This is a genomic window from Kribbella sp. NPDC004138 (assembly GCF_053603655.1).
Map to the genome: position 1 here is coordinate 49,349 of NZ_JBSGFZ010000035.1, position 24,814 is coordinate 74,162.

Below are 24,814 nucleotides of genomic sequence, written 5' to 3' on the forward strand. Positions count from 1 at the left end.
AGGTACTCAGGCCGCTCGGCCGACGTGGTGATCTCGGGCAGGCGTCGCAGTCTGGCACCGAACCAGGACCAGCAGGGCGACGGCCGCGGTGACGAGCCCGGACCCGATCAGCGCGAGCTCGGCACCGACCGCGCCGATGATCGGCCCGCCCACGAGCATCCCGGCCGCGCTGCCGGCGCTCACGACGACGCTCTGCCCGGACAGCAACGCCCGTCGCTCGGCGCCGACGGATGTGCGCGTGATGAGGACGGAGATCGCGGCGATTCCGATCACCACGGTCACCCCCGACAAAGCGCCCATCACGGCGACCACCGGCGGCGTCGTCCACACACCCATCCCGACCCAGCACAACCCGCTCCAGGCCCAGGCCACCGACGCCGCCACTGTCGGCCTGGTACGCCGGACCACCGCCAGCGACACCGCGGTGCCGACAAGCGACCCCACGCCGTACCCAGTCATGCCCGCGGCCAGGTAGACGCCGGGCTGCCCGCGTTCCTCACCGACGACCGACAGCCCGAGCGTGAACGCGAACCACGTGACGCATCCCGTGCCGCGGACCACCCATCCGTAGGCGACCTCGGTGCGCCCGCGCAGACTGCCGCGGATCGACGGCGTCACCAGACCTACTGGAGCCCGCTCGGACCGGACAGCGCAGGCCAGGAGTCCGGCGCCGGCGACGCTTGCGGCTTCGATCCAGAGCAACCCGTTCGTCAAGCCGGTGGAGATCGCGACCGCTCCGACGGTCGGGCCGATCAGCATCCCGAACCGCCGTAGCCCGTCCTGCCAGGTCAGCAACTGGACCGCCCGGCCATCGCCCCACCGGTCACCGGTGTCGGCGAGCAGCGCCGACCGGCCCGGGTTCGACAAAGCGTCGCCGCACCCGAGCAGCAGCCCGCTCAGGATCAGCCACTCCGGCGACAAGATGCCCAATCCGGCGGCCGCGGGAACCGAGGCCAGCGCAATCGCCGACACAAGCGCCACGACCGCGAGCCGCGGGCCGGAGTCGACCCACTGCCGCGCCCTCCTTGCCCACCACGGCGACAGCACCACCGGTACGCCGGCCGCGCCCGCGACCAGTCCGGTCGCCGCGACGGACCCGGTCTCACGCAGGATCACCAACGGCAGCGCGACCTGGGCGATCCGGAACGCGAAGTCCGCCGTACCACTTCCGGCCAACAGGACCAATGCCTCGAATCGCGCCTTCACGCCTTGCATTCTTGGCGTTCCGGCGGCGCCCAGGTAGCCAGCGGATCTTGCCCGCTTGCCATAGGCTCAGCCTATGGTCTCATTACCATCGGTCGAGGACCTCCGGCTGGTCCAGGCCGTCACCCGCACCGGCGCCGTGGGGACCGCCGCACGGGAACTGCGCATCTCGCAGCCGTCCGCCTCCCAGCGGCTCGCCCGGCTCGAACGGCTCTGCGGCACCAAGCTCTTCGAGCGCGACACCCGCGGCGCCCGCCCCACGCGGGCCGGGGCCGAGCTCAGCCGCCGCGCCGACCACATCCTCGGCCACCTCGAGGAGGTGTACGACGCCACGCGCACGGCCGCGGTCACCGAGCGGCTCGTGATCGGCACCTTCGCCAGCCTCGCGCCGATCCTGTTCCCGGTCCTGGACGCCGATCTCCCCGACCTGGAGATCCAGCAGCAGGTCGACCACGGTCACTTCCTGGTCGAGCGCGTCGCCGAGGGCACCATGGACGCCGCGTTCATCGCCATCGCCGACCAGATGACGCTGCCGCGCGGCACTGTGTCCCGCCGCGTCGGCCGCGACGAACTCGTCCTGTTCGTCCCGCCCGGCGCCCGCCCACCCGGCCGGGGTCGCCGACCGTTGAAGGACCGCCAGATCGCGTTCTCGACGTACGACCGCGGCGCCGAGGACATCCACTCCCGCCTTGCGGCGCTGGGCGCGATCCCGCGCCGCGGCGTCACCCTCAGCACCACCGTCGCCATGGCCCGTCGCAGCTCCCACCTGGCCCTGGTCCCCCGCAGCGCCCTCGCCACCGAACTCCGCGCCGGCGAGCACCTCACCCCCGCGCCGTTCCACTACCGCCTCACCCTCTCGGTCGTCACCACTCCCTCGCCCCCGCAACCTCTGATGAAGCACCTCCCCCAGCTCCGCGCCACGCTGAACCTGTCGTGAACGCCCGGGTGTCACCACTGCGCAGGACGATCTGACCGGTACTGGTCAGCGGCGTTGACCGCGCGCCGCCCGCGGCGGTGGGGTGAAGAGCATGGCGACCGTCGACGACGTCCGACGACAGTTCCGGAACCCGCCGCCCGAGGCGCGGCCGATGATGCGCTGGTGGTGGTTCGGTCCGTCCGTCGAGCGAGACGAGATCGACCGCGAGCTGGAAGCCATGGCCGCGGCGGGGCTCGGCGGGGCCGAGGTCGCGTTCGTCTACCCGATGGGGCCGGTGACCGCGCCGTTCGGATCGCCGGAGTTCCTCGAGCTCGTCGGGCACGCGGCCCGGACGGCACGCCGCCTCGGCCTGCGGTTCGACGTGACGCTCGGGAGCGGATGGTCGTACGGCGGCCCGCACATCGGCCCCTCGTTGGCTGCGCGGCACCTGCACTGGGACCGCCGCGAGATCGGCGCCGCGGCGTACGACGTACCGATCGTCGCCGCCTGGCCCGGTGACGAGTTCGTGGCCGCGTACGTCGGTGACGGGTCGGCGGGCGCGCCGTCGTCGTACGTCGAGGTGCCGGTGCGGGACGGGATGATCCGCGTGCCGGCAGGCGGTCAGCCGCGCGAGGTGCTGATCGCGACGTCCCGTGTGACCGGCCAGAACGTGAAGCGGGCCGCCGCGGGCGCCGAAGGGCTGACGCTCGACCACTACTCGGCGGCCGCGGCCGAAGAGCACATCCGGCGGGTGGCGGAGCCGCTCGTGCAGGCCGCGACGCCGGAGCTGCTCGGGTCCGTGTTCTGCGACAGCCTCGAGGTGTACGGCGGCGACTGGACGCCGGCGATGCTCGACGAGTTCGCGAAGCGGCGCGGGTACGACCTGCGGCCGCGGCTCTACGGGTTGCTCGTCGGCACCGAGGGCTCGCGGCAGCTGCGGATCGATTTCGGGCGGACGCTGTCGGAGCTGTACGAGGACAACTTTCTGAAGGTCTTCCAGCGCTGGGCGGCCGGGCACGGCGTACCGTTCCGGATCCAGAGCTACGGCGAACCGCCGGCGACGATGAGCAGCTATCGCCACGCGGACCTCTTTGAGGGCGAAGGCTGGGGCTGGACACGCCTTCCGGAGACCCGCTGGGCGTCGTCGGCCGCGAACATCCACGGCCGGCCGGTGGTGTCCGCCGAGGTCTGGACGTGGGTCCACTCGCCGTCGTACCGCGCCACGCCGCTGGATCTGCAGGGCGAGGCCAACGAGCATTTCCTCTCCGGCGTCAATCAGCTGATCGGCCACGGATGGCCGTACTCGCCGTCCGGCGGACCGGGGCTCGGCTGGATCTTCTACGCCGCGGGCGCGCTCGACGACCGGAACCCCTGGTGGCCGACGGCAACTGACTTGTTCGGTTCCCTGCACCGCCTCTCCTGGGTGCTCCAGCAGGGCGTACCGGTCCGGCCGGTGAAGATCTACGTCCCGACGTACGACGCGTACGCCGCACGCGCCGGGCACGCCGAGCCGCTCAACCTGTACCGCGTCGTGCGGCAGCTGATCCCCGAGAGCGTTCCCCGGATCATCCGCGAGGCCGGGCTCGACTTCGACCTGATCGACGACGACGCGCTGGCCGTGCTGGATCCGTCCGACGCGCCGCTGGTCGTCGTACCCGAAGGAACCACGACCCCACCGGAGACCAGCCGGTGGCTCGCCGCCGTCGAGGCGTCCGGCGGACAGGTCGTCACCGACGTCAGCACGCTCGCCGGTCACCTTCCCCCGCCGCCGATCCAGCCGCAGCAGGACATCGGCATCGTCCACCGCCGCCTGGCCGACGGCGACCTCTACTTCGTCGCCAACACCGGCACTCAGCCCCGCACCCTTACCTTCCCGCACCCGATGGAACGCTGGAGCCCGCTCTCCGGCAAGGTGACCGTCACTCGCACCCCGACCCTCGCTCCGTACGAGTCGGCTGTCCTGACGCCGGTCGGGCGTCAGGACGACATACCTGAGCAGCGTGAGCGCCTCGACGGCGCAGTGCAGGGCGACTGGTCGGTGGCCTTCGGTGGCGAGACACGTCCGGTTTCGCTCCCGCACCGGTGGGAGGACGACCCGGCGTTGGCGACGTACTCAGGCTCGGCCACCTATCGAACCGAGCTCGAACTCCCGGACACCACCGACCACCTGCTCCTCGACTTCGGCCCAGGCGAGCCGGTCGCACCGGGCAGCGAGCCCTACCTCCCGGCCAACTCCTATCGCGCCCTCATCACCCCGCCCATCGGCGTCGCCGCCGACATCTGGCTCAACGACGTCCACTGCGGTTCGCTCTGGGCCCCGCCGTACGAGGTCGACCTCACCGACGCCGCGCGCCCGGGCACGAACGTCCTGCGCATCGACGTACACAACACGGCAGCCAACGCACTCTCGGCGGACCGCCACCTTCTGCAGGCGGCCGCCGACGTGACAGCCGAGTTCGGCCGCCGCTTCGATCTGCAACACATCGAGCACGCAGCGGACTTCTTGAACTCAGGTCTTCTCAACCGGCCGGTGGTGGTACGACGCTCGAAGGAGGACCAGAGCGAACGAAGGTGAGTGGGATGTCAACGGTGCGGAACTGGGTCGTGGACATCGAGATCGACGAGCAGGGCGACGAACGGGTGACGCGCGCCGAAGCACGGCTGCACACCCACCAGGAGGAGCAGTTCTCGGCACGCGGTACGGCGTATCGGCATCCGCACGACCGGGAGGTGCCGCGGATCGGCGACCAACTGGCGGCGGCCCGGGCGCTGTCCGAACTCTCGCACCAGCTCGTGCTGGCGGCGGCCGAGAACATCGAGCAGGTGACCCACCGGCCGAGTCACCTGCAGGGGTGACGCCTCAGGCCTGATCGAGGAAGCGGTCGAGGACCCGCGAGCCGAACTCCAGCGCGGACGTCGGCACCCGCTCGTCGATGCCGTGGAACATGCCCATGAAGTCCAGGTCCGGCGGCAGCTGCAGCGGCACGAACCCGAAGCAGCGCACGCCCAGCCGGCTCCACGACTTGGCGTCGGTGCCGCCCGACATCAGCAGCGGCGCGAACCTGCTCTGCGCGTCCTCGGCCTGGATGCACGCCTTCATCGCCTCGACCAGACCGCCGCTGAACTCGGTCTCCAGCGCGATGTCGGTGACGACGGTCTCGCGCTGCACCTTGTCACCGAGCAGCTCGTCGATGGTGGCGTAGAACTCGTCCTCGTACCCGGGCAGGAACCGCCCGTCGATGTGCGCCTCGGCGTCGCCCGGGATCACGTTCACCTTGTAGCCGGCGTTCAGCATCGTGGGGTTCGCGGTGTTGCGGATCGTGGCGCCGAACATCCGGCTGAAGCTGCCCAGCTTGGCCAGCGTCGCGGTCATGTCGTCGGGGTCGAGCTCGACCTGGAGCACGTCCTCGAGCGTCTTCAGGAACTCGCGGACGGTCGGCGTCACACGCAGCGGCCACTCGTGGGAGCCGATCCGGGTGACCGCCTCGACCAGGTTGGTGACCGCGTTGTCGGTGTTCACCATCGACCCGTGGCCGGCCGTGCCGCGGGCCTTGAGCCGCATCCAGTTCATGCCCTTCTCGGCGGTCTCGATCAGGTACAGCCGCAGGTCGTCCTTGACCGTGATCGAGAAGCCGCCGACCTCGCCGATGCCCTCGGTGCAGTCGGCGACCGTGTCCGGGTGGTTGTTGATCAGCCACTGGGCGCCGTACACCCCGCCGGCCTCCTCGTCGGCCGTGAACACCAGCCGGACCGGCCGCCGCGGCTTCACGCCGGCCCGCTGGCGCGCCCGCACGACGGAGAGCACCATCGCGTCGAAGTCCTTCATGTCGACCGCGCCGCGGCCCCACACGCACCCGTCGAAGATCTCCCCGGCGAACGGGTCCACCTTCCAGTCCTTCGGGTCCGCCGGCACGACGTCGAGGTGCCCGTGCACGAGCAGCGGGTCCGCACTCTGGTCCTCGCCGTCCCAGTGCGCGACCAGCGTCGCGCGGCCCGGCTCCGACTCGTAGATCGTCGACTCGATCCCGACCTCGTCCAGCTTGGCCGCGACGTACTCCGCCGCGACGCGCTCGCCGTTGCTCTTGCCGTTGCCGTAGTTCGTGGTGTCGATCCGGATCAGCTCGCTGCAGAGCTCCACCACCTCGGCGTCGGCGGCGTACGACGTACGGTCACTGGAGGGCGTCATGGGGCCCATCCTCCCCCACGGCTGGTTCGCGGGCAGAGTCAGGTCAGCGTCAGGTCAGAGTCAGGTCAGCGTGATGGTGTCGCCGGTGATCGTGATCTGTTTCGGGGGCAGCGGGCGGGGCGCCGGCCCGGCGACGACGGCCCCGGTCGCGACGGCGTACTTGCTGCCGTGGCAGTCGCAGTTGATGGTGCCGCCGGAGACGCTCGCGACGGGACAGCTCTGATGGGTGCAGATCGAGCTGAACGCCTTGAACGTGCCCTTGACCGGCTGCGTCACCACGACCTGGTTCGGCGCGAAGATCTTGCCGCCGCCGACCGGGATGTCGGCGATCTTGCCGAGGACGGTATTGGCCGGCGCGGGCGCCGGGGTCGCCGTGGGTTCGCCGTACTTCTGGCACCCCGTGAGGCCCGCGAGTCCGGCGGCGGCTCCGGCCAGGATCGTACGGCGGCTTGGTGCGTCCACATCTGCTCCCTTCAGCGGATGATGCCGAACGTGGTGAAGAACCACAGCGAGGACGTCAGCCACAGGCCGACGAGTCCCGTGAAGACCGCGCCACCGGCGACGGGCAGCAGCCAGCGCGGTGCGTCGGTGCGGGTGAGCGACAGCATCTTCACGACGAAGGCGCCGTAGAAGAAGCAGCCGAGCAGCGAGTGGATCAATACCCGCGGCTCGCCGTACTGGAAGCCCAACGCATAAAGGCAATGGGCGACGACCGGCAGGGTGAAGGCGACGGCGGCCCGGCCGGACCAGCGGTGCAGCGGTGCGAGGCCGGGTCGGCCGCGGTACAGGGCGATCGCCGACAGGATCTGGACCAGGCCCAGCACCGCGGCGACGGTTGCCAGCCAGGTCTTCACCGACCGGAAGCTCGAGAAGCCGGCGATGTCGATCGCGACACCAGTCGGGTCGTGCAGGCGGCCGTAGACGCCCAGCGCGACGGCCACCGCGGCGCCGGCCGCGAACGGTACGACGACTGTGCTCGCCTTGGGGCCTGTGGCTGTGGTCATCTCAGAACGTCTCGTCGCCGGTGATCGTCAGGGCTGTGACGGACACGCCGTCGACCGTCGCTGTGCGGTTGGCCGGGTCGAGTGGCGGGGCGGGCGCCGGCGTACCGTCGTCGTCGACGCCGACCTGCTGGCCGTTGGGGAGGACGATCCAGCCGATCGTTCTTGTGCTGTTGCGGGCTCGGTACAGGCCCGCTGGCGGACCGGCCGTGGGGATCGTGAAGCGCAGCGTGCGGCCGTTCAGCGTGAACGTTCCGGTCGCGGCTGTCGGGCTCAGGGTGGCGGTCAGGTGGTCGCCGGTGCGCGAACGGAGGACGGCTCGGTCGTTCGCGACGGTTCCGGTCAGCCAGGCTTCCAGGGTGCGGCCGTCGCAGACGTAGCTGACGGCCCGGGTGCCTTTGACGGCAAGGGCTACGGCTTCGCGGGTCGGGGTGCGTCCGGCGTACACGACTGTGCGTGCGGCGGGTGGTTTCGTGGTTGCCGGCGCTTTGGTGGTTGCCGGTGCTTTGGTGGTTGCCGGTGCTTTTGTGGTCGGCGGTGCTTTTGTGGTTGCCGGTGCTTGTGTGGTCTGCGGGGCGGTCGTCTGCGGTGGGCTCGTGCTGGTTGGGCTGATGGCTTGGGTGCCGGTTTGAGCGCTCGTCGGGGTGCTCGCCTGGGTGCTGTTCACGACGAGCAGGACGACCAGCCCCGCGGCGGTCGCCGCCAGTGTCACCAGTGGACTTCGCTGCCCCATCTCAACCCCACCCCGACACGAGGATCCCGCCGGCGCGGCGGCCCGGTCAACGGCTGGGACGAGTACGTTGGATCCATGAAGGGCGATCGGGTCGAGATCGTCGTCGACACGGGCAACGGCGTCTCGTCGTACGAGATCACGGCCACCAAGGCCGGCCGCCGCGTCGAGGTCACCACGAACCGCAGCGTCACCGAGGTCGTCGAGGTGACCCGCTCCGGCACGCCGATCCGCACCGCCCGCTTCCTGTCCGCCCGGGTCGTAGCCCTCGTCGAACACCCGGCGGGCGAACCGTCCCCCGACGGATCGCGTGATGAACGTTGAACAGGTCGTCGTCGATGCCCGCGGCGTACAGCTGCCTGGTGAGCTGGCAGTGCCGGCACCGGCCGCCGGTCTGGTGATCTTCGCGCACGGCAGCGACAGCAGTCGCCACAGCCCGCGGAACAAGTACGTCGCGCACGTCCTCAACCGGGCACGGATCGCCACGCTGCTGTTCGACCTTCTGACGCCGACAGAGGCTCAGGACCGGCGCAACGTGTTCGACATCCCCGCGCTGGCCGATCGGCTGCGGGCGACGCACGAATGGGCCAGACGGCGGCTCGACCTCTCGGTCGGCTACTTCGGCGCCAGCACGGGCGGTGCTGCGGCCCTCTGGTCGGCGGGCACCGGCTCCGACGTACACGCCGTCGTCTCCCGCGGCGGACGCGTGGACCTCGCCACCACCCACCTGGCCGACGTCACGGCCCCGACGCTACTGATCGTCGGCGAACTCGACTTCGACGTATTGCGCCACAACCGCGACGCCCAGCAACAACTCCACTGCCCGAACTACCTGGAGGTAGTCCCCAACGCCACCCACCTCTTCACCGAACCAGACACCCTCGAACGAGTGGCCGACCTGGCCCGCAACTGGTTCCAGGCCCACCTGCACGGATGACCTGGCCGACCGAGCAGGACGAGCTGATAGCGCGAGCTCGAGCTGGCCGAGCTGCGACCAGCGCTATGGAATCCGCCGGAGCGCTTGCTAATCGGCGCCGTCTGGATCTGCTTCCAGCGCGGCCTGACGAGTTCTGGTGCTGCGGGCGATCCCGCTTGGGCGGCCGCGGTGGTTCAGGACGGCGGCGAGGTTGTCGGGCAGGAGTTGCGTCGCGGCCGTGCGTCGGGCCCATATTTTCCTGGGCTGCTGGCGCTGCGCCTCGGGCCGCTGTGCGAGTACGTCGTACGCCGCCTCGCCCCCGCACCCGATGTCCTGCTGCTGGACGCCACCGGGGCGGATCACCCGCGCCGAGCCGGCTTCGCCACGCACCTGGGCGCCGCACTGGATCTCCCCACCATCGGCGTCACCCACCGGCCGTTGATCGCGACCGGACCGTGGCCGGCCGACGAGCCCGGCGCGACCTCGGCGCTCGCGATCGACGGCGAGCGGGTCGCCACCTGGCTCCGGACCAAGCCGGGCGCTCGTCCGCTCGTCGTCCATACGGGCTGGCGGGCCGACCTCGCCACCGCCGTGCGGGTGATCAACCTGTGCAACGCCGGGCGCCGGACGCCCGAACCGCTGCGGCGCGCCCGGCAGGCCGCGCGGTTGCTCAGAGGACCTTGAGGCCGTACATCTCGCCGAGCGGGTCGGAGATCAGCTCGATCCGGGCGCCGTCGGGGTCGCGGAAGTAGATCGACGTACCGCTCTCCTCCAGGTACTCCACGCCCGCCTCGTCCAGGTTCTGCTTCAGCCGCTCCCACTGCGCCGGCTCGACCGAGATCGCCAGGTGGTGCAGTCCGCCGAGCACCTCGGCGTACGGCCCGAGATCCAGCCCGGGGAAGTCGAAGAACGCCAGCAGGTTCCCGTTCCCGATGTCGAAGAAGAAGTGCGTCGACCCCTCGTAGTCCCGGTTGCCGACCATCTCGGTCAGCGGAAACCCGAGCACGTCCTGGTAGAACCGCACCGTCCGCTCGACGTCCGCACTCAGCAGTGCCGTGTGATGCAGGCCGCGGGCCGTCGACGTACCACCGGGCTTCAGGTACGCCGACCTGATCCGGTGCCGCTCGGCCTCGATCGTGGACAGGTCGATCTCGGTCATCCACTCCCCCTCAGATCCGGAAGAACAAGTTCAGGTACCGGTCGGCGACGGCCCGGTCGCCCCGGATCGTACCGGCGTTGCTGCGACCGAACGCGGTCAGGACGAAACTGCCCGGATCGAACTCGATCATCGCCGGCAGATCATCGATGTCGCCGGCCGCGTAGTCCATACCGTCCGGGCCGACCGTCACGCGCGTGTCGCCCGCGTTCGGGCCACTGGTGATCCGGATGCCGAGCTCGCACGGATCCTTCGCCCCGGTGGTGTACTTCCACAGCACGAACATGAACGGGACCAGCAGGTCGGCGGCCTCGCCGGACAGCCCGTGCGCGCGGCCGGTGCCCTGCCGGATGTCCCAGGAGTGGACGCCGTAGTCCATCAACTGGAACGCCGGGTAGAAGAACGCCGGCAGCGGACCCATGTAGAAGTGCTGCACCGTGAACCCGCCCCAGTCGTCCGGCCCGAGCGCGTCGAACATCCCCATCATCTTGTCGAAGTCGGTCCGCAACCGCTCCACCAGCTCGTCCTGCGGCACACTGCGCAGCGCGAGCGCCTGCTTGTCCACCCGCTCGGCCATCCCCGGCAGCCCGTACGCCGCAGGCACCTCGGCGTGCGACCGGGCCGCGTCGAACGCCACGAAGTACGACTCGGTCGTGTCCGCGAGATGCGCCACCACGTCCCGCACTTCCCAGTGCCCGGCCCCGGTCGGCGCCTCCCAGACCCCGTCCCGCTCGGCCATCCCGAAGAACAACTCCGCCTCCTGCCGCACCACCCGGAGCATCGTCTCCTTACCCGCGTACGCCATGCCGTTCCACTCGTCCACGGCGTCCTCACCTCCACCCCAGAGGCCACTGTTTGAATTTCAAACTACGCCCCCGACACGCCACCGTCACCACCCCGGAGCCCCGATGTGAATTCCACCCCTGGAGTTTGCTACTGTTCTCCGGTCGGCACCGCCCAGGCGGTACGACCACTCGTCCGGGTGGCGGAATAGGCAGACGCGCTAGCTTGAGGTGCTAGTGCCCGTTTTAGGGCGTGGGGGTTCAAGTCCCCCCTCGGACACCAACGCTAAAGCCCCGCAGAGCGGGGCTCATGGCGACTTCAGCCGATCTGGTCTCGTGGCTGTAAATCACTTGCAGACCCAGCGCTTCGTACAGTGCTCGCATGTCGCTCGCGTCGGCCTGATCGAAGGCCGCCGTCATGTCGCCCAGCTCCTCGACCATCTTGCGGATGTCCTCGGCCGACACCCGCTCCGGCACCTTCAACGCGCCGAGCTCGGCCTCCGCGGACCGCTTCTCGGCCACCGCCGCGTTGTACTGCTCTGTCAGTGCCGCCGGATCCCAGCCGGCCTCGAGCGCCCGCCGCAGCCGGGCCATCGCTGACTCCGCTGCCTGGACCCTCTGGGCCAACCTATTCGCGATTGATGCCGACTCGTGATCATCGTCGACAGCCGCCAGCGCCTCTGCCGTCTGGTCAAGGTTCTTCGGGCTGAACAGGGTCGCGATCCACGCGTTCACCTTGCGAGTCAGCAGATCCTCGCGGAGGTACACATTGGCTGGATGGAGGTCCGCCACCGGTGAGCCTGGCACCAGGGTCCGCGCGCTGCACCGATAGAAGATTGCGTGCTTGCGGGCCGCGCCCTGCATCTTGCGCCCGCACAGTTCACACCTGACCCGAGCACGGAGCCGATACAGGCGCGTCGTGGTAACCCGCGTCCGCTCCCGCTTCGCCTGATCCGCCGGCCCACTCCCCCGACGCACACGCAGCTCCAGCTGCACGCGCGTGAACGTATCGACCGACACGATCGCGGGATGGGCAGGCTCCCGCGACCGCACGATCTTCGACTGCGGCGACCGCCGGAAGCGCACCACGTGCCCGGCAGCCACATCCTCCGGATCCAGCAACTCCTCGACCTTCTGCCACCGCCCGTAGATAGCGAAGCCGGTGTACCGCGGATTCTCGAGGATCGCCTTCACCGTGGTGTGCTGCCAGCCGTCGCCTCTGCGGTGCCGATTCTGCTGAGGCGTGTGAGCCGACGGGCACGGCACTCCGTCGAGGTTGAGCGTCTCGGCAATCGACTTTAGCCCCAGTCCGTCGAGGTAGAGCTGAAAGATGCGTTCGACTACTGCTGACGCCTCGTTGTCGATGGCAAGTACCCGAAGCCGGTAGCCCTCTTGCGCCTTCCGCGGATTCGGGTGTGGACCGGCGTCGACGACCACATACCCGTACGGCGCCCTCCCGCCTTGGTACCGGCCATCGGTGATGACCTGGGCCGCCATCGCCGCGCGTACGCGCCGTTGCACATGCTGACGTTCCGACTTCGACAGCCCACCCGTGATGGTCATCGCCATGTCGTGCACGGTGTTCTCAGGATCGAACTGCCCGCCGAGGCTCGGTATCCACAGCGAGACGCCGTACCGATGAAACTTCGGCCAGGTCAAGCTGAACTGATTGCCGTACCAGCACCTCGTCGCCTCCCCCACCACGAGGCCGTCCCAGCCGCGCCGAGGATTCTTCAACTCCTGGAGTACCCGGCTGGCCTCGTCGCGCCGCTCCCACGGCAACGACCGCGACTGCCCGATATCGAAGAACTCCTCGACGATCTCACCCCCGAGCGGCTCGACGAACCGCGCGGCCTCCCCCAACTGCCAAACGAGCGACGACTTCGGATCCTGGTTGTCCTCCGTCAAACACCTGCCATAAAACGCGAGCCGCCCGATCCCACTGCCGCCCGCGGGTCGATCCGCCAACGCCTCCATCCCAAACAGGTCATCCAAGGTCGCCCACTCGTCCGTCCCACTCAAGATGCGTCCTCCTCTACCCGAGGCCAGTCATCGGACTTTCGCCGCGATCGTGCCAGCCGAATGATGATCCGCCGAAGCACACGAGCAGCCTGTGGGTAGAGCGTCGGCGCCCGATCCGGCGTTTCTACTCCGACCCACGACTCACGCCGTTCCCGCTGAACCTCTCGACCATCCGCCATGCACGTTCAACGCGCGCGGCAACCAAAGAACTGGCAATCGGGAAGCGCTGCGAAACGTCGCGAGTGTTTGCGCACCATGTCGGTTAGCGCTCCGAGGTGTCAGCACCAACCGAGCCGGCGAAGATCCTCGACTGTGATCCGTGACGAGACCTGACGGCGAGGCCGTGATGGAGGGCGGAACGGGCGAGGAATGCAGGGACCGTTCTCTGCGTTCGGCGTCAGCTGAGACCTGCCTGATCTGACCTCAACCTGCAGATCGTGATGCTGGCCGCGTTGGCCGGAGCATGGCGGTGAGGACCGGGCCGTCGACGGACGGCTGCTGTGTACTGATCGGCTCGTAGCCCCAGGACTCGTAGAGCGCCTTGACCTTCCCGTCGCCGTTCAATGCGTTGACCAGCAGCGAGACCTGCGCCTCAGGACGATTGCGGAGGAGCTCGTCGTGGATCAGCAGGGCAATGCCCTGGCCCCGCCACGGCTTGCGCAGCATGATCTCTTTGACCGCCACGGTCGGCAGGTCGGTGCAGCCGTCGGGAAGCGGGGTGGTCATCCGGCGCCACCAGCGGTCGTCGGGCATGAGGGTGTTCGCGTACGCAAACCCCACCGGCTCCTCGGTGTCGTAGCCGATGACAACTTCCCACCCCGGATCCGCCGCATGCCGCGCAAGCTGTTCGCCGAATCGCTCGACCGAGTAGTTCGGCAGGTGAAGCTGGTCCGCGCGCACGTCGGCGTACACCTCGATCATCGTGCTCCACACGTCGTCGATCATCGTGGAGTGGCGCAGCGCAATACCGTCAGGGGTCACAGAAGCTTCCTCAGTGAGTCGTGTGCGTATTGATTCCAGGCGGTTGCCGGGTCGCTCGATGGTGCGGCGATCTGCAGTGTGCTGCCGAAGTCTTGGAGCATCGAGTTGATGCGTGGATGAAGACCGGTCGGTTCGAGCGGGATCGACATCGCGGTTGCAACCGCTTCCTCCAGATCGCCTTGACCGAGCTGTGCCTTGGCCAGTCGGGCGGTGGTTATCGATCGGGTACGTCGCATGCCAGGCCGTAGAAGCGCGAGGCTTCGATGAGCATGGCCCTCAGCCATCTCGTAGTCCCCGAGCGCCAGGTAGCCCGCTAGGGCAAGATTCTCCAACTCGGCCTGGTCGTAGAACGCGTTCAGCCAGAGTGGACGCTCGTCACCGGGTTCAGATCTGACCAGGGCATCCTCGGCATGGACAATGGCCTGACGTACGGCACGGTGATCGCCGGTCTGCCCCAGGATCGCCGCATGCCTTGCGTGGCCGAGTGACGCGAACATCGGATCTCGCCTCGCAACCGGCAACCGACGCGCGACATCGTTCGCAGCCAACGCGTCGACAGCCCTGGCCATGTGGCGGTAGAGGCTGCCGGCGTGCGACCAGATCCTGAACTGGATCGCTGGATCGCCTGACATCGTGGCCAGGCCCGCCGCGCGATCGAAATGGCGCTGCGCTGTATCGAACCTGCGACCGTCGATCGCGGCCCACATGGCACTCGACGTGAACGAGGCCGCGCATCCGTAGAGCGCACTTCGAATGCGCTGACTCGCAGTCCCCCGCGCCTGCAGCGCGAGAGCTTCCCCGGCGAGCGCGGACGCTTGCGTCTCGATGGTGAGCTTTCCGCCGTACTGATGATCGCTCGCAACGATCAGTGCGAACTTGGAGAGCAGCCGCTCGACGTCACCAGCACCGACCCGAGATTGGGCACCGCGCTGCGTCGAGGCCCCAGCGGCGACCATGACGGTCGCCGCAGACGTGCCAATGAACCGGCGCCTCGGGACAGGCCCCGGCTCAGGCGGAGCGACGAATCCGAGATCCGTGATCGGACAGCCGAAGACGGCGGAGAGTGCGTCGCGCTGGCGGTGATGTGGCCAGCGAGTCTTCCCGGTCAACCAATTCCGCACCGTTCGATCGCTGACGGTGCCCCCGTAGCCCGCACGTCGCAGATCGGCGTTGACCGCCTCGGCCAGCTCGGCCTGGGTCAGGCCGACCTCGGCCATGCGCGCCTTCAGAGCCTGGTTTCCCTCCACAGTCCAACGATATGTACGGCGAGTCACGGGCCGACAGCGTTCTGCCCGGAAATTTCCGGTTCGCGCCGAGCGACAGGCAGCAACTTCTTCCTTACGTTCCGCAGTCAGAGGTCCTTGGATGGAGATCAAGGACCTCGAAGGGGAACTCCAATGAACGTCGATGCACAGCTCGAACACGCGGCCAGAAGTGTGGCGGATCCACGCCGGTTCGTCCTACGGCGCTCCGTCGATCTCAGCGGAGTCAGCGGTACCGGCGACGTGGCGGAAGGAGTCGAGTGGTCGGACGGGACCGTGGCGCTGCGGTGGCGCGGAAAGTGGGCTACCACAGTCGTCTGGGATTACGGCCTCGACGCGCTCCTCGCAGTACACGGCCACAACGGATCCACCGTCGTGCGCTGGCTCGACCCCCATCGCCCGGCCTGAGCGACCAGACAGTTCGATGGCCGAGCAGAAACTCTGGCGCATACAGCTGTGGCTCGGCGACTACCTGATCGAGGAGCACATCGCCCCGACAGCCCTCGCAGAGCAGTACGCACACGTCATCAACCTTCGAATCCACGGCCTACCTGGCCGACACCTGCGCTGTCAGCGAATCACCGACGCCGCAGCCCAGAAGCCGGCCGGCGCGGGACGAGATAGCGAGTCCGTCCTGGGCCGGCCGTTCCAAACCCTCACCGACAGAGGAGATTCACCATGAGCAACGAGACGAGTGCAGTGCCGTTCGGCGTCCGTCACCTGGCTTCCGGGCCGGACACCGCGCCGATGGAACTGCCGATGGCCTACAGCGCCAACCTCCAGTTGAACGTGTCCGCGACCGGCAACCCGTATCACGCGATCGCCGCGGCCCTGCCGGAGACGAACACCGAGACCCCCATCCCCGACGGCCAGCGCCCAGGATCGGATACTTCGACCGACAACTACTGACCGTGGGCACCGTCTTGGTGCTGACCGGCCGCGACGACCTGACGGCCGACGCCGTCATCGACGAGCTGACCAGGCGGAATGCGTCGGTCGTCCGGTACGACACGTCCGACTTCCCGGAGTCGTCCCGCGTAGCTGCCATCCTCGGGGAGCAGGGCTGGGAGGGGCGCCTGACCGGTGAGCGGTCAGTCGATCTCATAGCGGTCAGTGCCGTGTGGTGGCGTCGGCCCGCCGAGTTCAGTGTGCCGAGCGCGTGGCCGGACGAGGCACGGGCGTTCGCAGTGTCGGAGGCGCGCGTCGGAGTCCTCGGCGTACTGGGGTCGCTTCCGGTTCGATGGATCAATCATCCGGCGAAGGACTCGGCCGCGAACTACAAGCCGGTTCAGCTTGCAGTAGCAGCGCGCGCAGGGCTCGATGTACCGCGGACGGTCGTCACCTCGGATCCCGATCATGCACGTGAGTTCATCGGCACCGAGGAAGTCATCTACAAAGGTCTCGGCGGCGGCGTACTCACCGCGGAACGACGTCACAGATACCTGCCGACCACTGTTCTCCGCGCCGATGAGATCGACGCGAGCGTGACTGGCACTGCACATCTGTTTCAAGAGCGAGTGCCCAAGCGCTGTGAAGTACGCCTGACCGTGATCGGACAGCGGATGTTCCCGGTCGCGATCCACGCCGGAAGTGAGGCTGCAAGACTGGACTGGAGAACGGACTATCCGTCCCTCACCTACGGTCCGATCGACCTCCCGGTACAGGTGGAGAAGGGCGTCCGGTTGCTCATGGACGAACTGGGCCTGTACTTCGGAGCCCTCGACTTCGCCGTGACCCCGGAAGGCCGCTGGGTGTTCTTCGAAGTGAACCCGAACGGTCAATGGCACTGGCTCGCAGTCAAGGCCGGCGTACCGATGATCGAGGCAATGGCCGATGCCCTCCAAGGAAAGGACGATTGACTCCCGTGACTGACTGGACCGAAGCCGCTCGCAAGCTCGCCGACGAGGTAACCGCGGCCGCGCCGGAGTGGCACGACTCGGTCAGCTCCACACCTCGGCACCAACTGGTGCCGAGGTGGTGGGAGCCGATCCCCAACAGCTACCCCTTCGCCTGGGGACTCCGCACACCGCAACCGGACCAACCGTGGACGGAGGTCTACGCCGACGAAACGCTGGTGACCCGCGTGGGCGCACTCCACGCCGACCGTGCCGACCTGTCCGATCGTCCAACGGGTCTCCCGACGTCGTCCTCGACCCTGCCCGGGTTGATCGTGCGCATGCTCCACCTGCTCAATCCCGACGAACAGGACCGGGTGCTCGACGTCGGCACCGGCTCCGGCTACTCCGCCGCCCTCCTCGCACACCGCCTCGGCGACAAGCAGGTCACCAGCATCGACGTCGACCCCTACCTCGTCGACGCCGCCCGCGAACGCCTCGCCAACTTCGGCCGAACACCACACCTCGAGGTCGCCGACGCCACCGGCTCACTACCGGACACCGACTACGACCGCATCATCGCAACCGTCTCCGTCCGCCCCATCCCACCCGCATGGCTCGACGCACTCCGCCCCGGCGGAACGCTCGTCACCACCATCACCGGCACCTCACTCCTGATCAGCGCCGAGAAACACGCCGACGGAGCAGTCCGCGGACGCGTCCAACCAGACCCAGCCACCTTCATGCGCACCCGCAGCAACACCGACTACCCAGCCCGCCTCGATCACGTGTACGACGCCGCCCGCGACCAGTCAGGCACCGAGACCCGCCAACTAGCTGGCCCGCTGCCCGACCTGTGGGAAGACTGGGAACTGCGCTGCCTCTACGAGCTCGACACCCCCGACATCGAGAACCGCTCCGCAACCCGCGACGACGGAAGCCAACTCCTGTGGCTCCTAGCAGCCGACGGATCCTGGGCACGCGCCGACAGCCAAACCAAGACCGTCCACCAAAGCGGCCCACGCCGCCTATGGGACGACCTAGAACGCGTCCAAGCGAAACGGGCAGCCGCCGGCCACTTCCCCCTCCACACCATGACCGTCGAGCTCACCGGCGACCGGAACGCCCTCATCAGCCCGGACCACACCTGGACGCTTGAACTCTGATCAACTGCGGCCCGCCTCACTCTGGACAACCCTGTTGTCGTCCAGCCGACCCGAGGCCGTGACCCGCTGGTCGCCAACGCCTGTCGGGTCAACAGGACGTCGGCGGCCTGGCGACCGCTGCGGCAATCACCTCGAGATCCTGGTCAGTGATGGCGAGACGTCCGGACCGAACGGCGCGCCCTCCATACGCCAAACACCGATCACTAGAACCTGGCTCCGAATCTCGCTGACCTTCGCCACATTTCTGCCCACGAAGCGGCCGGCTGCGCAGTCGCACCCAAGCCAGACGACTCGATGCACTCGCAACCGACCAAACCGACTCATCGAACCCTGGCACACTTCTGGCACTTGAGGAGTGAAGGCCGCGAATCAACTCAGAATTGACCGATTCCGGTAGTACACGGGGCGAGTGCTTCGCCGAGATTTCACGGCGCGCCGGGACTGTGCTGGTGGTGGGGTTGGGCGTCCGAGCCTGGTAACTTCCGGTTGTCATTGTCGCATTTAAGTTGACGGCCGTTGAGGTGTCTGCGTGACTGTTCCGGGCTCTGCCCATCTGGTGCTGGCGCCCGGCGTGGTGCATCTGGACGAGCCGTCGGCGGTGTTCGAGGCGATGTTGTCGGGGTGGGCCAGGCAGCAGACGTCGCGGTTGCTGGCCGATGCCACGATTGATCCGAGACTGTCGCTGGTACGACGATTCAGCGAGTTCGCCGGGTCGCATCCGTGGGATTGGACGGCCGGCGATGTGGAGGATTTCACGGCCAGTCTGATGGCGGGTGATGACCGGTTGGCGCCGTCGACGATCCGCGGTTATCACCTGACGTTGCGGCTGTTTTGCGACTATCTGCTGGACGGCCGTTACGGCTGGGTCGGGCAGTGCGAGGAGCGATTCGGGGCCGTCCCGTCGCAGGTTTGCCATGACTACAACACCGCCGCACACCTGGTCGACTACGAGGGCAGACCCGAGCGCCGGCCGTTCAGCTATGACGAGTTGCAGACGCTGTTCGACTTCCTTGACTCCCGGGTCGAGGTCGTCGCCGGGTCGGGCCGCAAGGGTGCGTTGGCGGCGTTGCGGGACGCGCAGATGGTGAAGACGGCCTACGCGTTCGGGTTGCGGCGGCGTGAGTTGTGCTTCCTCGATGTCGCCGACCTGCGCCCGAATCCACGGATGCCGCAGTGGGGAACTTTCGGTGCGGTGCACGTCCGCTATGCCAAGTCCAGCCGTGGCAGCGCACCCCGGCGCCGCACGGTGCTGGCGGTCCCGGAGTTCGACTGGGCCATCGACGGGCTGCGGCAATGGGTCGAGCAGGCCCGTCCACTACTGCAGCCCGGGCCACGGCAGGAACTGTGGCTGACCGAACGCAGCCAGCGGGTGTCGGCCAAGACGATCGACAAACGGTTCGCGTTCCTGCGCGCCCAGGCAGGGCTGCCGGCCGACCTCACGTTGCACTGCTTGCGGCACTCCTATGTGACCCACCTGATCGAGTTCGGCTACCCCGAGCGGTTCGTCACCGAGCAGGTCGGCCACTCCTACGCTTCGACCACGGCGATCTACACCTCGGTGTCCAACGACTTCAAAACCAAGACCCTGCAGGCCGCGCTCCAGCGGGTCTACGGAACGAACGCCAGCAGCCAGGACGACGCCGAGGGCCGGGAGGACGGATGACGATGAGCGAGGGCGTGAGGATGGTGATCCGGTGGAATCTGCGCCAGGTGATGGCCGAGAACGGCATGTTCGCCACGACCGATCTGGTGGAGCCGCTGCATCAGCGAGGTGTCGAAATCTCCCGCCAGATGGTGCATCGGGTCGTCACCAAGACCCCGCAACGGATCAACGTGGACCTGCTCGCGGCGCTGTGTGACATCTTGGACTGCACGCCCAACGATCTGCTCGAGGTGCGCCAGGAGCAGATCCGTCAGGCACCCGCGGCCGGCCAGGCCGCACCTGATGGAGGGCCTGGAATCGGTGACCTGCGGCCGATCCGTGCACGCGTCCGCCGGCCTGGCGACCGATAGACGAGCAAGCAGACGAGCAAGCAGATGAGTGAGCCATCGTGCTTCGACTGCGGCAGCCCTAGCATCCACACCCGGCTGCCACACGCCTGGATCTGCAAGGCATGTCGCCGGCGACGCCACTACCACCCCCAACCCTGCCCAGGCTGCGGCACGACCCGCCCACTCGCCTACCAATCCACCAAATCCACAGACCGGGCAGACGACCGCGAACACGACGACGACGACGGCGACGGCGACGGCGACGGCGACGGCGACGGCGACGGCGACGGCGACGACAGGATTGTCTGCGCGTCCTGCGCCGGCGCCGAGTCGGTCTTCGCCTGTCACGAGTGTGGTCAAGAAGACCATCCATATGGCGCCACCCGCTGCGCGCGCTGCTTCCTGCGCGAACGGCTCACCGAACTCCTGACCGACCCCGGCACCGGCCAGATCCACACCCGGCTGCGGCCCGTGTTCAACGAACTGGTCACCTCCGAACGGCCTCAGACCGGGATCTGGTGGCTACGCAAGCAACCCGGCATCGGCCCCCGACTGCTCGGCCAAATGGCCCGCGGTGAGCTCGAGATCAGCCACGACACCTTCTGCGCCCTGCCCTCGGATCGCGCCCACAACTACCTGCGTGAGCTCCTTGCCTCGGTTGGCGTGCTCTCCGCCTACGAGCCTCGAATCGAACGGATCCCGCCCTGGCTCGACCAGAAACTCGCCCCGCTCCCCGCCGACCACGCCGAACTGGTCCGACGCTTCGCCCACTGGCACGTGCTGCGCCACCTCCGCAACATGGCCCGCCAAGGACAGCTCACCAAGACGATGACCGACGGCGCCCGCGACCGCATCTCCGCAGCGATCCGCTTCCTCGCCTATCTCCACGCACACGACGCCACCGCGGCCACAGCCACCCAGGAACAACTGGAGCGCTACCAGATCAGCCACACCGTCAGCCTGGCCTCGGAATACACCTTCATCACCTGGCTGCGCCGCAGCCGGATCAACACCCGGCTGCGCATCCCCTACGTCCCGGCCGGACCACCCACAGTCAATATCTCCGACGAGCAGCGCTGGCAGCACGTCGAACGCCTGCTCCACGACCAGACCCTGCGCAGCTACACCCGACTCGGCGGCCTGTTCACCCTGCTCTTCGCGCAGCCCCTGTCACGCATCGTTGCCATGCGCACCAACCAGGTCACCATCTGCGCCGACGGCCGTGTCGACGTCACGTTCAGCACCATCCCGGTCCAGATGCCCACCGTCGTCGACCAGATCATCCGAGACCACCTGCAACAGCGAGGCAAGAGCCTCTACGCCTCCCGCGGCACCCAATGGCTCTTCCCCGGCGGGAATCCCGGACAACACCTCCAGACCGAGAACATCCGCTCCCAACTCGTGGCCATCGGCATCAAACCCTACGAGTCACGCAAAGCCGCACTCTTCCAGCTCGCCGGCGAAATGCCCGCCCCAGTACTCGCCGAACTCCTAGGCATCCCCGACAGCACCGCCGCCGACTGGGCCAAGCTCGCCGCACGCGACTGGACCGGCTACATCGCCGACCGCGCACGCTGACCCGAACTCAACCCAACCCGAATACGACCCCTCCGCCAACATTCCGCAAAGTGCAACGCGTATGTCGGCAAGTCCGCGGGTCGAACGTTGAGCATTCATGGACGACCTACCACCCCCGTTCGGGCCAGATCTGACCGCGCGCCAGCACGTCTGTGAGCACTGCGGTGACACCTACACCGCGGCCAGATCCGACCAACGGTTCTGCTCGGATCGGTGCCGCCTCCGCAACTGGCGAGGCCGAAAACGGGTCCGCTCCGCCGAGGCTATCGAGGCCGAACACGTTGCCGTACTGCTCGCGGAAGTCGATCGTCTGCAGCGCCAAAGTCACCGATCTTCAGTACGCGAACGTAGCCCTCCGGGAGGCCTTGAGCCGCGCGCAGACACGCCTGCTATCCACTCAGCGTCCGTACCGCAAGTGGTCCTGAATCGGTATGGCGCTGGCCGCGGCCACGAGGACTTCTACACGCGTGAGCAGCGCCAGAAGGTCGTCGATTACATCGGCCGGCGTCGTAGTGATGGGCAAACTGCACGAGCAGCAGCCCAGACATCGTCGACCGCGCCATGGTCGATTTCGTCCGCCAAGTTGTTGGTCCCCTTCGCAGCATGGTGAGCCATCGGCGTGCAGTCGAGCCGCGCCTACGGGACTGGGGCGGGCGAGCCGATCAGGCGATGGCTACTCTGTCCAGGCAGCGGGAACCAGCCCCTCGCCTTCGCCTCGCCACCGCTGGATGACCGCTTCTTGGAACCAGTCGTCCTGAAGATCCGCGTGATCCAGCACAATTATCTGAAATCCCTCCGAGGCGTGAATGAACGCATTCAACTCCGTGTAAATTCTCCGGATCCCATCGCGGTCATCGTCGGTGACGTCTGGGCTGTCGAACGGGACATCAGGCGGAAAATAGACCTGTGACGGCTGATCAAGGACCAAGAACCGGGGAACCGGACGTCGCTCCTCCAGAAAATGTTCGTGCAGCGCCAACAATGTGGCGATGTGATACCCAACCCAATTCTCACCGCTTCCGATCTGGTTCAGTCGATACGAGCCGCCAGCCGTGTCGACCACGACAGTCAGATTCCGGATGTCGAGACGGGCCGGCGCCGGCGAATGCTCCAGCTTCAGCGCTGTTGCAAAATCGGTCATCGAGTGGGATATCCGAGACAGCGCGCTGGCGAGTCGCTCCGCGGCTGCATCGGCGTCCAGGTCCGCCCGGAGTTCCTCAATCTCAGCTGCGAGCTCAGCGATTCGCTCCTCGAGGAATGCAGACTCCACGTCCCGATTAACGCTCTCCAGGTACAGCGATATACGTCCGCGCACTGCGGCTCTTTGCAATGAGCGGTCCCGGAGGGACTCGAACAATTCCTGCGTTGCAGTCGCCTGATCGATCGCCAGCTGGTTCAGCCGAAGCTGATCGGCCAGCTCGGCGAGCCGAAACTCGTTCTCGCCCAGGATGGTCTGCAGCCGCGGCAGCTCGTCACCAACATCTTGGATCTGACTCGCAACACGCTCCAGCGACCGCTGAATCTGATCCACATGCGTAATGGGTTCGGGCAGCCTCGAGTCGCAGATCGGGCAGGTATCTGCAGACCCAGTCTCGTCACCGACCCGGAGCAGTCCAAGTGAGCTCAGCCGAGCGTGCTGCTCACCGGCTTCTCCGGCAAAGTCCGATTCATATCGCACGAGCCTGCGCAGTCGAGAGGTCTCGCGCCGCAAGTGATCGTGTTCTGCACGAAGAGTCTCCCGCTGTTCCAGGAGCGCGCCAGCAACGCCACCATCGAGTACCGGCGCAACGCTCTCAGATCCAGCGCCCGCCCGAGAAGCACCGAGCAGAGCCTCAACGAGCTCTGCCTGGTTCATGTCGCCTGCGGGCTCCATCAGTCCGACCGCAGCCGCCTCCGCGGCGAGCAGCCGGGCACGGTCGTTCGGTTCGCTGATTGCTCGCTCGTCAGCCGCGCGCTTCTGCAGGGCTCGCAGTGACCGCTCTTTCGCACGAAGCCGGTCCTGCTTGAGCACGAACAGCGGGTCGACGACACCAAGGAAGAAGGGTAATACGTCTCGAATCGACTGCGGCACCCATTCCTCGTTCTGGCCGTGAAACAGCAGATCCGGGCTCGCGACTTCGTCCTGCGCCTGCAGAACAAAGTACAGCGCATGCCGGACAGTCGCCGCATACGACCGTCGGTTTCCTGTACCTACCTCTGTCGTATTGTCGCCGATGCCGAGAATCAGCGACAGGCGTTGCACCGCACTGTCGACGTCTGAATTGAGGACCAGATCCGCCAACTCCGGAGCAGCAGTCGTCGAGACGCCGCGGAACGAGAGATGCATCCGCGTACTAACGCTCCGCTTCTCCTGAGGAGCGGGTCGTGCCACTAACAACGCTCCATCCGACGTCTCCAGCTCCAGAGCGTAGAATGCGACAGTATTGCGGATCACTCCAGCCGGAACCGGGTAGTCGGCACTCCCTAGGCAATACGAGACGATGTCCAGTACTGAACTCTTACCTCTCGCAGATGCACCGGTGATTACATTGAGCCGATTAAGTCTGAATAAAAGGGAATGGCGCTCGCCTCGATAGTTGAAGAGGTGAATGGCTCGGATCTGGAATGTCACGGCCTAACTCCTAGTAGCGCAAGAACAGTCGCTGGGTCGCCCGCCTGAGAAAACCATCGACCGAGATATTTGGAGGCGCGCTGAGCCGCGACCACCTCGGATGACCCTCCCCGCACCGACTTATGCGGCCCGCATCCACCTAACATCAGTGCCGCATCTCCCAAGGTCACAATGTCCATCCGCAGGCCGAAGAGCAGGCCCTCGTTCACGAACGGCACCAGCGAGGTCATCCGCGGCGGCAGCTCAGCTCGCAGCCGAGGATGCCTGGAAATCCAGCTGGTCAGGTTGGTCGTGATCACGTTCGTCAACGCTTCGCGGGCCGGTGGATACAATGCGATGCCGGAAACTGGATAGGCGAGGACCAATGGCATCGGTGTAGCAGATGCTTCCATATGCCCCTCGACGGCCCGTCGAAGCAGAAGGGCGATAAAGGCAGGATTGAGCAGTGCGCCGGTTTCGGTGGACGTGACCGCCATG

25 protein-coding genes and 1 tRNA gene are annotated in these 24,814 nt (G+C 67.4%); 14 read left to right on the top strand and 12 right to left on the bottom strand.

Annotation, left to right across the window (positions count from 1 at the left end; genetic code table 11):
• Window positions 1-6 precede the first annotated feature (6 nt).
• The gene (locus tag ACWEOO_RS37310) at window positions 7-1,206 is read right to left on the bottom strand and encodes an MFS transporter (RefSeq protein WP_452147052.1); all 1,200 of its coding nucleotides are present in this window, start codon (window positions 1,204-1,206) and stop codon (window positions 7-9) included.
• A gap of 73 nt (window positions 1,207-1,279) precedes the next feature.
• Here ACWEOO_RS37310 and ACWEOO_RS37315 point away from each other — a divergent pair, with 73 nt between their 5' ends.
• The 3 genes from ACWEOO_RS37315 to ACWEOO_RS37325 all read left to right on the top strand — a co-directional run bounded on the left by ACWEOO_RS37315 (window position 1,280) and on the right by ACWEOO_RS37325 (window position 4,975).
• On the top strand, window positions 1,280-2,140 hold the full coding sequence (locus ACWEOO_RS37315; protein ID WP_452147053.1) for a LysR family transcriptional regulator: 861 nt from the start codon (window positions 1,280-1,282) through the stop codon (window positions 2,138-2,140).
• 91 nt (window positions 2,141-2,231) lie between these two features.
• Entirely contained in the window at window positions 2,232-4,694 is a 2,463-nt protein-coding gene (locus tag ACWEOO_RS37320) for a glycosyl hydrolase (protein WP_452147054.1), read from the top strand.
• Between the two features lie 5 nt (window positions 4,695-4,699).
• Window positions 4,700-4,975, top strand: coding sequence for a DUF1876 domain-containing protein (locus ACWEOO_RS37325; RefSeq protein ID WP_359924846.1), 276 nt, complete (start codon window positions 4,700-4,702; stop codon window positions 4,973-4,975).
• A gap of 4 nt (window positions 4,976-4,979) precedes the next feature.
• Here the strand turns inward: ACWEOO_RS37325 and ACWEOO_RS37330 are convergent, their stop codons facing one another.
• The 4 genes from ACWEOO_RS37330 to ACWEOO_RS37345 are packed head-to-tail and all read right to left on the bottom strand — an operon-like array spanning window position 4,980 to window position 8,039.
• Complete coding sequence (locus ACWEOO_RS37330; RefSeq protein WP_452147055.1) at window positions 4,980-6,305, bottom strand: M20/M25/M40 family metallo-hydrolase; 1,326 nt, start codon at window positions 6,303-6,305, stop codon at window positions 4,980-4,982.
• Window positions 6,306-6,365: 60 nt separating this feature from the next.
• Window positions 6,366-6,767 carry a Rieske (2Fe-2S) protein gene (locus ACWEOO_RS37335; RefSeq protein ID WP_359924840.1) on the bottom strand — a complete coding sequence of 134 codons (402 nt, stop codon included), beginning with the start codon at window positions 6,765-6,767 and terminating at the stop codon, window positions 6,366-6,368.
• Window positions 6,768-6,778: 11 nt separating this feature from the next.
• The gene (locus tag ACWEOO_RS37340) at window positions 6,779-7,309 is read right to left on the bottom strand and encodes a DUF6529 family protein (RefSeq protein WP_452147056.1); all 531 of its coding nucleotides are present in this window, start codon (window positions 7,307-7,309) and stop codon (window positions 6,779-6,781) included.
• Window position 7,310: 1 nt separating this feature from the next.
• On the bottom strand, window positions 7,311-8,039 hold the full coding sequence (locus ACWEOO_RS37345; RefSeq protein ID WP_452147057.1) for a hypothetical protein: 729 nt from the start codon (window positions 8,037-8,039) through the stop codon (window positions 7,311-7,313).
• 75 nt (window positions 8,040-8,114) lie between these two features.
• Between ACWEOO_RS37345 and ACWEOO_RS37350 the strand changes: the two genes are divergently transcribed.
• The 3 genes from ACWEOO_RS37350 (at window position 8,115) to ACWEOO_RS37360 (ending at window position 9,636) form a co-directional block, all read left to right on the top strand.
• Window positions 8,115-8,360: a hypothetical protein gene (locus tag ACWEOO_RS37350; protein ID WP_452147058.1), complete on the top strand. Its 246-nt coding sequence runs from the start codon at window positions 8,115-8,117 to the stop codon at window positions 8,358-8,360.
• On the top strand, window positions 8,350-8,973 hold the full coding sequence (locus ACWEOO_RS37355; protein WP_452147059.1) for a dienelactone hydrolase family protein: 624 nt from the start codon (window positions 8,350-8,352) through the stop codon (window positions 8,971-8,973). The genes ACWEOO_RS37350 and ACWEOO_RS37355 overlap by 11 nt, the downstream gene beginning before the upstream one ends.
• Window positions 8,974-9,141: 168 nt before the next feature.
• Entirely contained in the window at window positions 9,142-9,636 is a 495-nt protein-coding gene (locus ACWEOO_RS37360; RefSeq protein ID WP_452147060.1) for an endonuclease V, read from the top strand.
• Here ACWEOO_RS37360 and ACWEOO_RS37365 read toward each other — a convergent pair.
• A complete protein-coding gene (locus ACWEOO_RS37365) occupies window positions 9,623-10,111 on the bottom strand; it encodes a VOC family protein (RefSeq protein ID WP_452147061.1) in 489 nt (162 codons plus the stop codon). The genes ACWEOO_RS37360 and ACWEOO_RS37365 overlap by 14 nt on opposite strands.
• Window positions 10,112-10,121: 10 nt before the next feature.
• Window positions 10,122-10,931 (bottom strand): maleylpyruvate isomerase family mycothiol-dependent enzyme, encoded by an 810-nt coding sequence (locus ACWEOO_RS37370; RefSeq protein ID WP_452147062.1) that lies wholly within the window; start codon window positions 10,929-10,931, stop codon window positions 10,122-10,124.
• A gap of 153 nt (window positions 10,932-11,084) precedes the next feature.
• On the opposite strand from ACWEOO_RS37370, the gene ACWEOO_RS37375 reads away from it, so the two are divergent.
• A tRNA-Leu gene (locus ACWEOO_RS37375) sits at window positions 11,085-11,173 on the top strand.
• On the opposite strand, the gene ACWEOO_RS37380 is transcribed toward ACWEOO_RS37375, so the two are convergent.
• The 3 genes from ACWEOO_RS37380 to ACWEOO_RS37390 all read right to left on the bottom strand — a co-directional run bounded on the left by ACWEOO_RS37380 (window position 11,152) and on the right by ACWEOO_RS37390 (window position 15,140).
• Window positions 11,152-12,912, bottom strand: a complete 1,761-nt coding sequence (locus ACWEOO_RS37380; RefSeq protein WP_452147063.1) for a recombinase family protein — start codon at window positions 12,910-12,912, stop codon at window positions 11,152-11,154. The genes ACWEOO_RS37375 and ACWEOO_RS37380 overlap by 22 nt on opposite strands.
• 423 nt (window positions 12,913-13,335) lie before the next feature.
• Window positions 13,336-13,893 (bottom strand): hypothetical protein, encoded by a 558-nt coding sequence (locus ACWEOO_RS37385; RefSeq protein ID WP_452147064.1) that lies wholly within the window; start codon window positions 13,891-13,893, stop codon window positions 13,336-13,338.
• Complete coding sequence (locus tag ACWEOO_RS37390; protein ID WP_452147065.1) at window positions 13,890-15,140, bottom strand: helix-turn-helix transcriptional regulator; 1,251 nt, start codon at window positions 15,138-15,140, stop codon at window positions 13,890-13,892. The genes ACWEOO_RS37385 and ACWEOO_RS37390 overlap by 4 nt, the downstream gene beginning before the upstream one ends.
• A 150-nt stretch (window positions 15,141-15,290) precedes the next feature.
• Between ACWEOO_RS37390 and ACWEOO_RS37395 the strand changes: the two genes are divergently transcribed.
• From ACWEOO_RS37395 to ACWEOO_RS37425, 7 genes are all read left to right on the top strand, one after another.
• On the top strand, window positions 15,291-15,563 hold the full coding sequence (locus ACWEOO_RS37395; RefSeq protein ID WP_452147066.1) for a hypothetical protein: 273 nt from the start codon (window positions 15,291-15,293) through the stop codon (window positions 15,561-15,563).
• A gap of 270 nt (window positions 15,564-15,833) precedes the next feature.
• Window positions 15,834-16,064 (top strand): putative ATP-grasp-modified RiPP, encoded by a 231-nt coding sequence (tgmA, locus tag ACWEOO_RS37400; RefSeq protein WP_452147067.1) that lies wholly within the window; start codon window positions 15,834-15,836, stop codon window positions 16,062-16,064.
• A 2-nt stretch (window positions 16,065-16,066) separates the two neighbouring features.
• Window positions 16,067-17,014, top strand: a complete 948-nt coding sequence (gene tgmB, locus ACWEOO_RS37405) for an ATP-grasp ribosomal peptide maturase (RefSeq protein WP_452147068.1) — start codon at window positions 16,067-16,069, stop codon at window positions 17,012-17,014.
• 5 nt (window positions 17,015-17,019) lie between these two features.
• Window positions 17,020-18,156 (top strand): methyltransferase domain-containing protein, encoded by a 1,137-nt coding sequence (locus ACWEOO_RS37410; protein WP_452147069.1) that lies wholly within the window; start codon window positions 17,020-17,022, stop codon window positions 18,154-18,156.
• A 529-nt stretch (window positions 18,157-18,685) separates the two neighbouring features.
• Entirely contained in the window at window positions 18,686-19,819 is a 1,134-nt protein-coding gene (locus ACWEOO_RS37415) for a tyrosine-type recombinase/integrase (protein ID WP_452147070.1), read from the top strand.
• Entirely contained in the window at window positions 19,816-20,169 is a 354-nt protein-coding gene (locus ACWEOO_RS37420) for a helix-turn-helix domain-containing protein (RefSeq protein ID WP_452147071.1), read from the top strand. Before ACWEOO_RS37415 ends, ACWEOO_RS37420 begins: the two co-directional genes overlap by 4 nt.
• A 24-nt stretch (window positions 20,170-20,193) precedes the next feature.
• A complete protein-coding gene (locus ACWEOO_RS37425) occupies window positions 20,194-21,726 on the top strand; it encodes a hypothetical protein (protein ID WP_452147072.1) in 1,533 nt (510 codons plus the stop codon).
• A gap of 673 nt (window positions 21,727-22,399) precedes the next feature.
• Here ACWEOO_RS37425 and ACWEOO_RS37430 read toward each other — a convergent pair.
• Both ACWEOO_RS37430 and ACWEOO_RS37435 read right to left on the bottom strand, forming a co-directional pair.
• Window positions 22,400-24,052, bottom strand: coding sequence for a DUF3732 domain-containing protein (locus ACWEOO_RS37430; protein WP_452147073.1), 1,653 nt, complete (start codon window positions 24,050-24,052; stop codon window positions 22,400-22,402).
• A 281-nt stretch (window positions 24,053-24,333) separates the two neighbouring features.
• Window positions 24,334-24,813 carry a three component ABC system middle component gene (locus tag ACWEOO_RS37435; protein WP_452147074.1) on the bottom strand — a complete coding sequence of 160 codons (480 nt, stop codon included), beginning with the start codon at window positions 24,811-24,813 and terminating at the stop codon, window positions 24,334-24,336.
• Between the last annotated feature and the right edge of the window lies 1 nt (window position 24,814).

What these genes read in the sequence shown, in the direction of transcription:
- ACWEOO_RS37425 (WP_452147072.1), top strand. Translation starts at nt 20,194, where the DNA reads ATGAGTGAGCCATCGTGCTTCGACTGCGGCAGCCCTAGCATCCACACC.
- ACWEOO_RS37355 (WP_452147059.1), top strand. Translation starts at nt 8,350, where the DNA reads ATGAACGTTGAACAGGTCGTCGTCGATGCCCGCGGCGTACAGCTGCCT.
- ACWEOO_RS37315 (WP_452147053.1), top strand. Translation starts at nt 1,280, where the DNA reads ATGGTCTCATTACCATCGGTCGAGGACCTCCGGCTGGTCCAGGCCGTC.
- ACWEOO_RS37345 (WP_452147057.1), bottom strand. Translation starts at nt 8,039, where the DNA reads ATGGGGCAGCGAAGTCCACTGGTGACACTGGCGGCGACCGCCGCGGGG.
- ACWEOO_RS37395 (WP_452147066.1), top strand. Translation starts at nt 15,291, where the DNA reads ATGAACGTCGATGCACAGCTCGAACACGCGGCCAGAAGTGTGGCGGAT.
- ACWEOO_RS37365 (WP_452147061.1), bottom strand. Translation starts at nt 10,111, where the DNA reads ATGACCGAGATCGACCTGTCCACGATCGAGGCCGAGCGGCACCGGATC.
- ACWEOO_RS37325 (WP_359924846.1), top strand. Translation starts at nt 4,700, where the DNA reads ATGTCAACGGTGCGGAACTGGGTCGTGGACATCGAGATCGACGAGCAG.
- tgmA (WP_452147067.1), top strand. Translation starts at nt 15,834, where the DNA reads ATGAGCAACGAGACGAGTGCAGTGCCGTTCGGCGTCCGTCACCTGGCT.
- ACWEOO_RS37320 (WP_452147054.1), top strand. Translation starts at nt 2,232, where the DNA reads ATGGCGACCGTCGACGACGTCCGACGACAGTTCCGGAACCCGCCGCCC.
- ACWEOO_RS37340 (WP_452147056.1), bottom strand. Translation starts at nt 7,309, where the DNA reads ATGACCACAGCCACAGGCCCCAAGGCGAGCACAGTCGTCGTACCGTTC.
- ACWEOO_RS37350 (WP_452147058.1), top strand. Translation starts at nt 8,115, where the DNA reads ATGAAGGGCGATCGGGTCGAGATCGTCGTCGACACGGGCAACGGCGTC.
- ACWEOO_RS37430 (WP_452147073.1), bottom strand. Translation starts at nt 24,052, where the DNA reads ATGCATCTCTCGTTCCGCGGCGTCTCGACGACTGCTGCTCCGGAGTTG.
- ACWEOO_RS37420 (WP_452147071.1), top strand. Translation starts at nt 19,816, where the DNA reads ATGACGATGAGCGAGGGCGTGAGGATGGTGATCCGGTGGAATCTGCGC.
- ACWEOO_RS37330 (WP_452147055.1), bottom strand. Translation starts at nt 6,305, where the DNA reads ATGACGCCCTCCAGTGACCGTACGTCGTACGCCGCCGACGCCGAGGTG.
- ACWEOO_RS37435 (WP_452147074.1), bottom strand. Translation starts at nt 24,813, where the DNA reads ATGGCGGTCACGTCCACCGAAACCGGCGCACTGCTCAATCCTGCCTTT.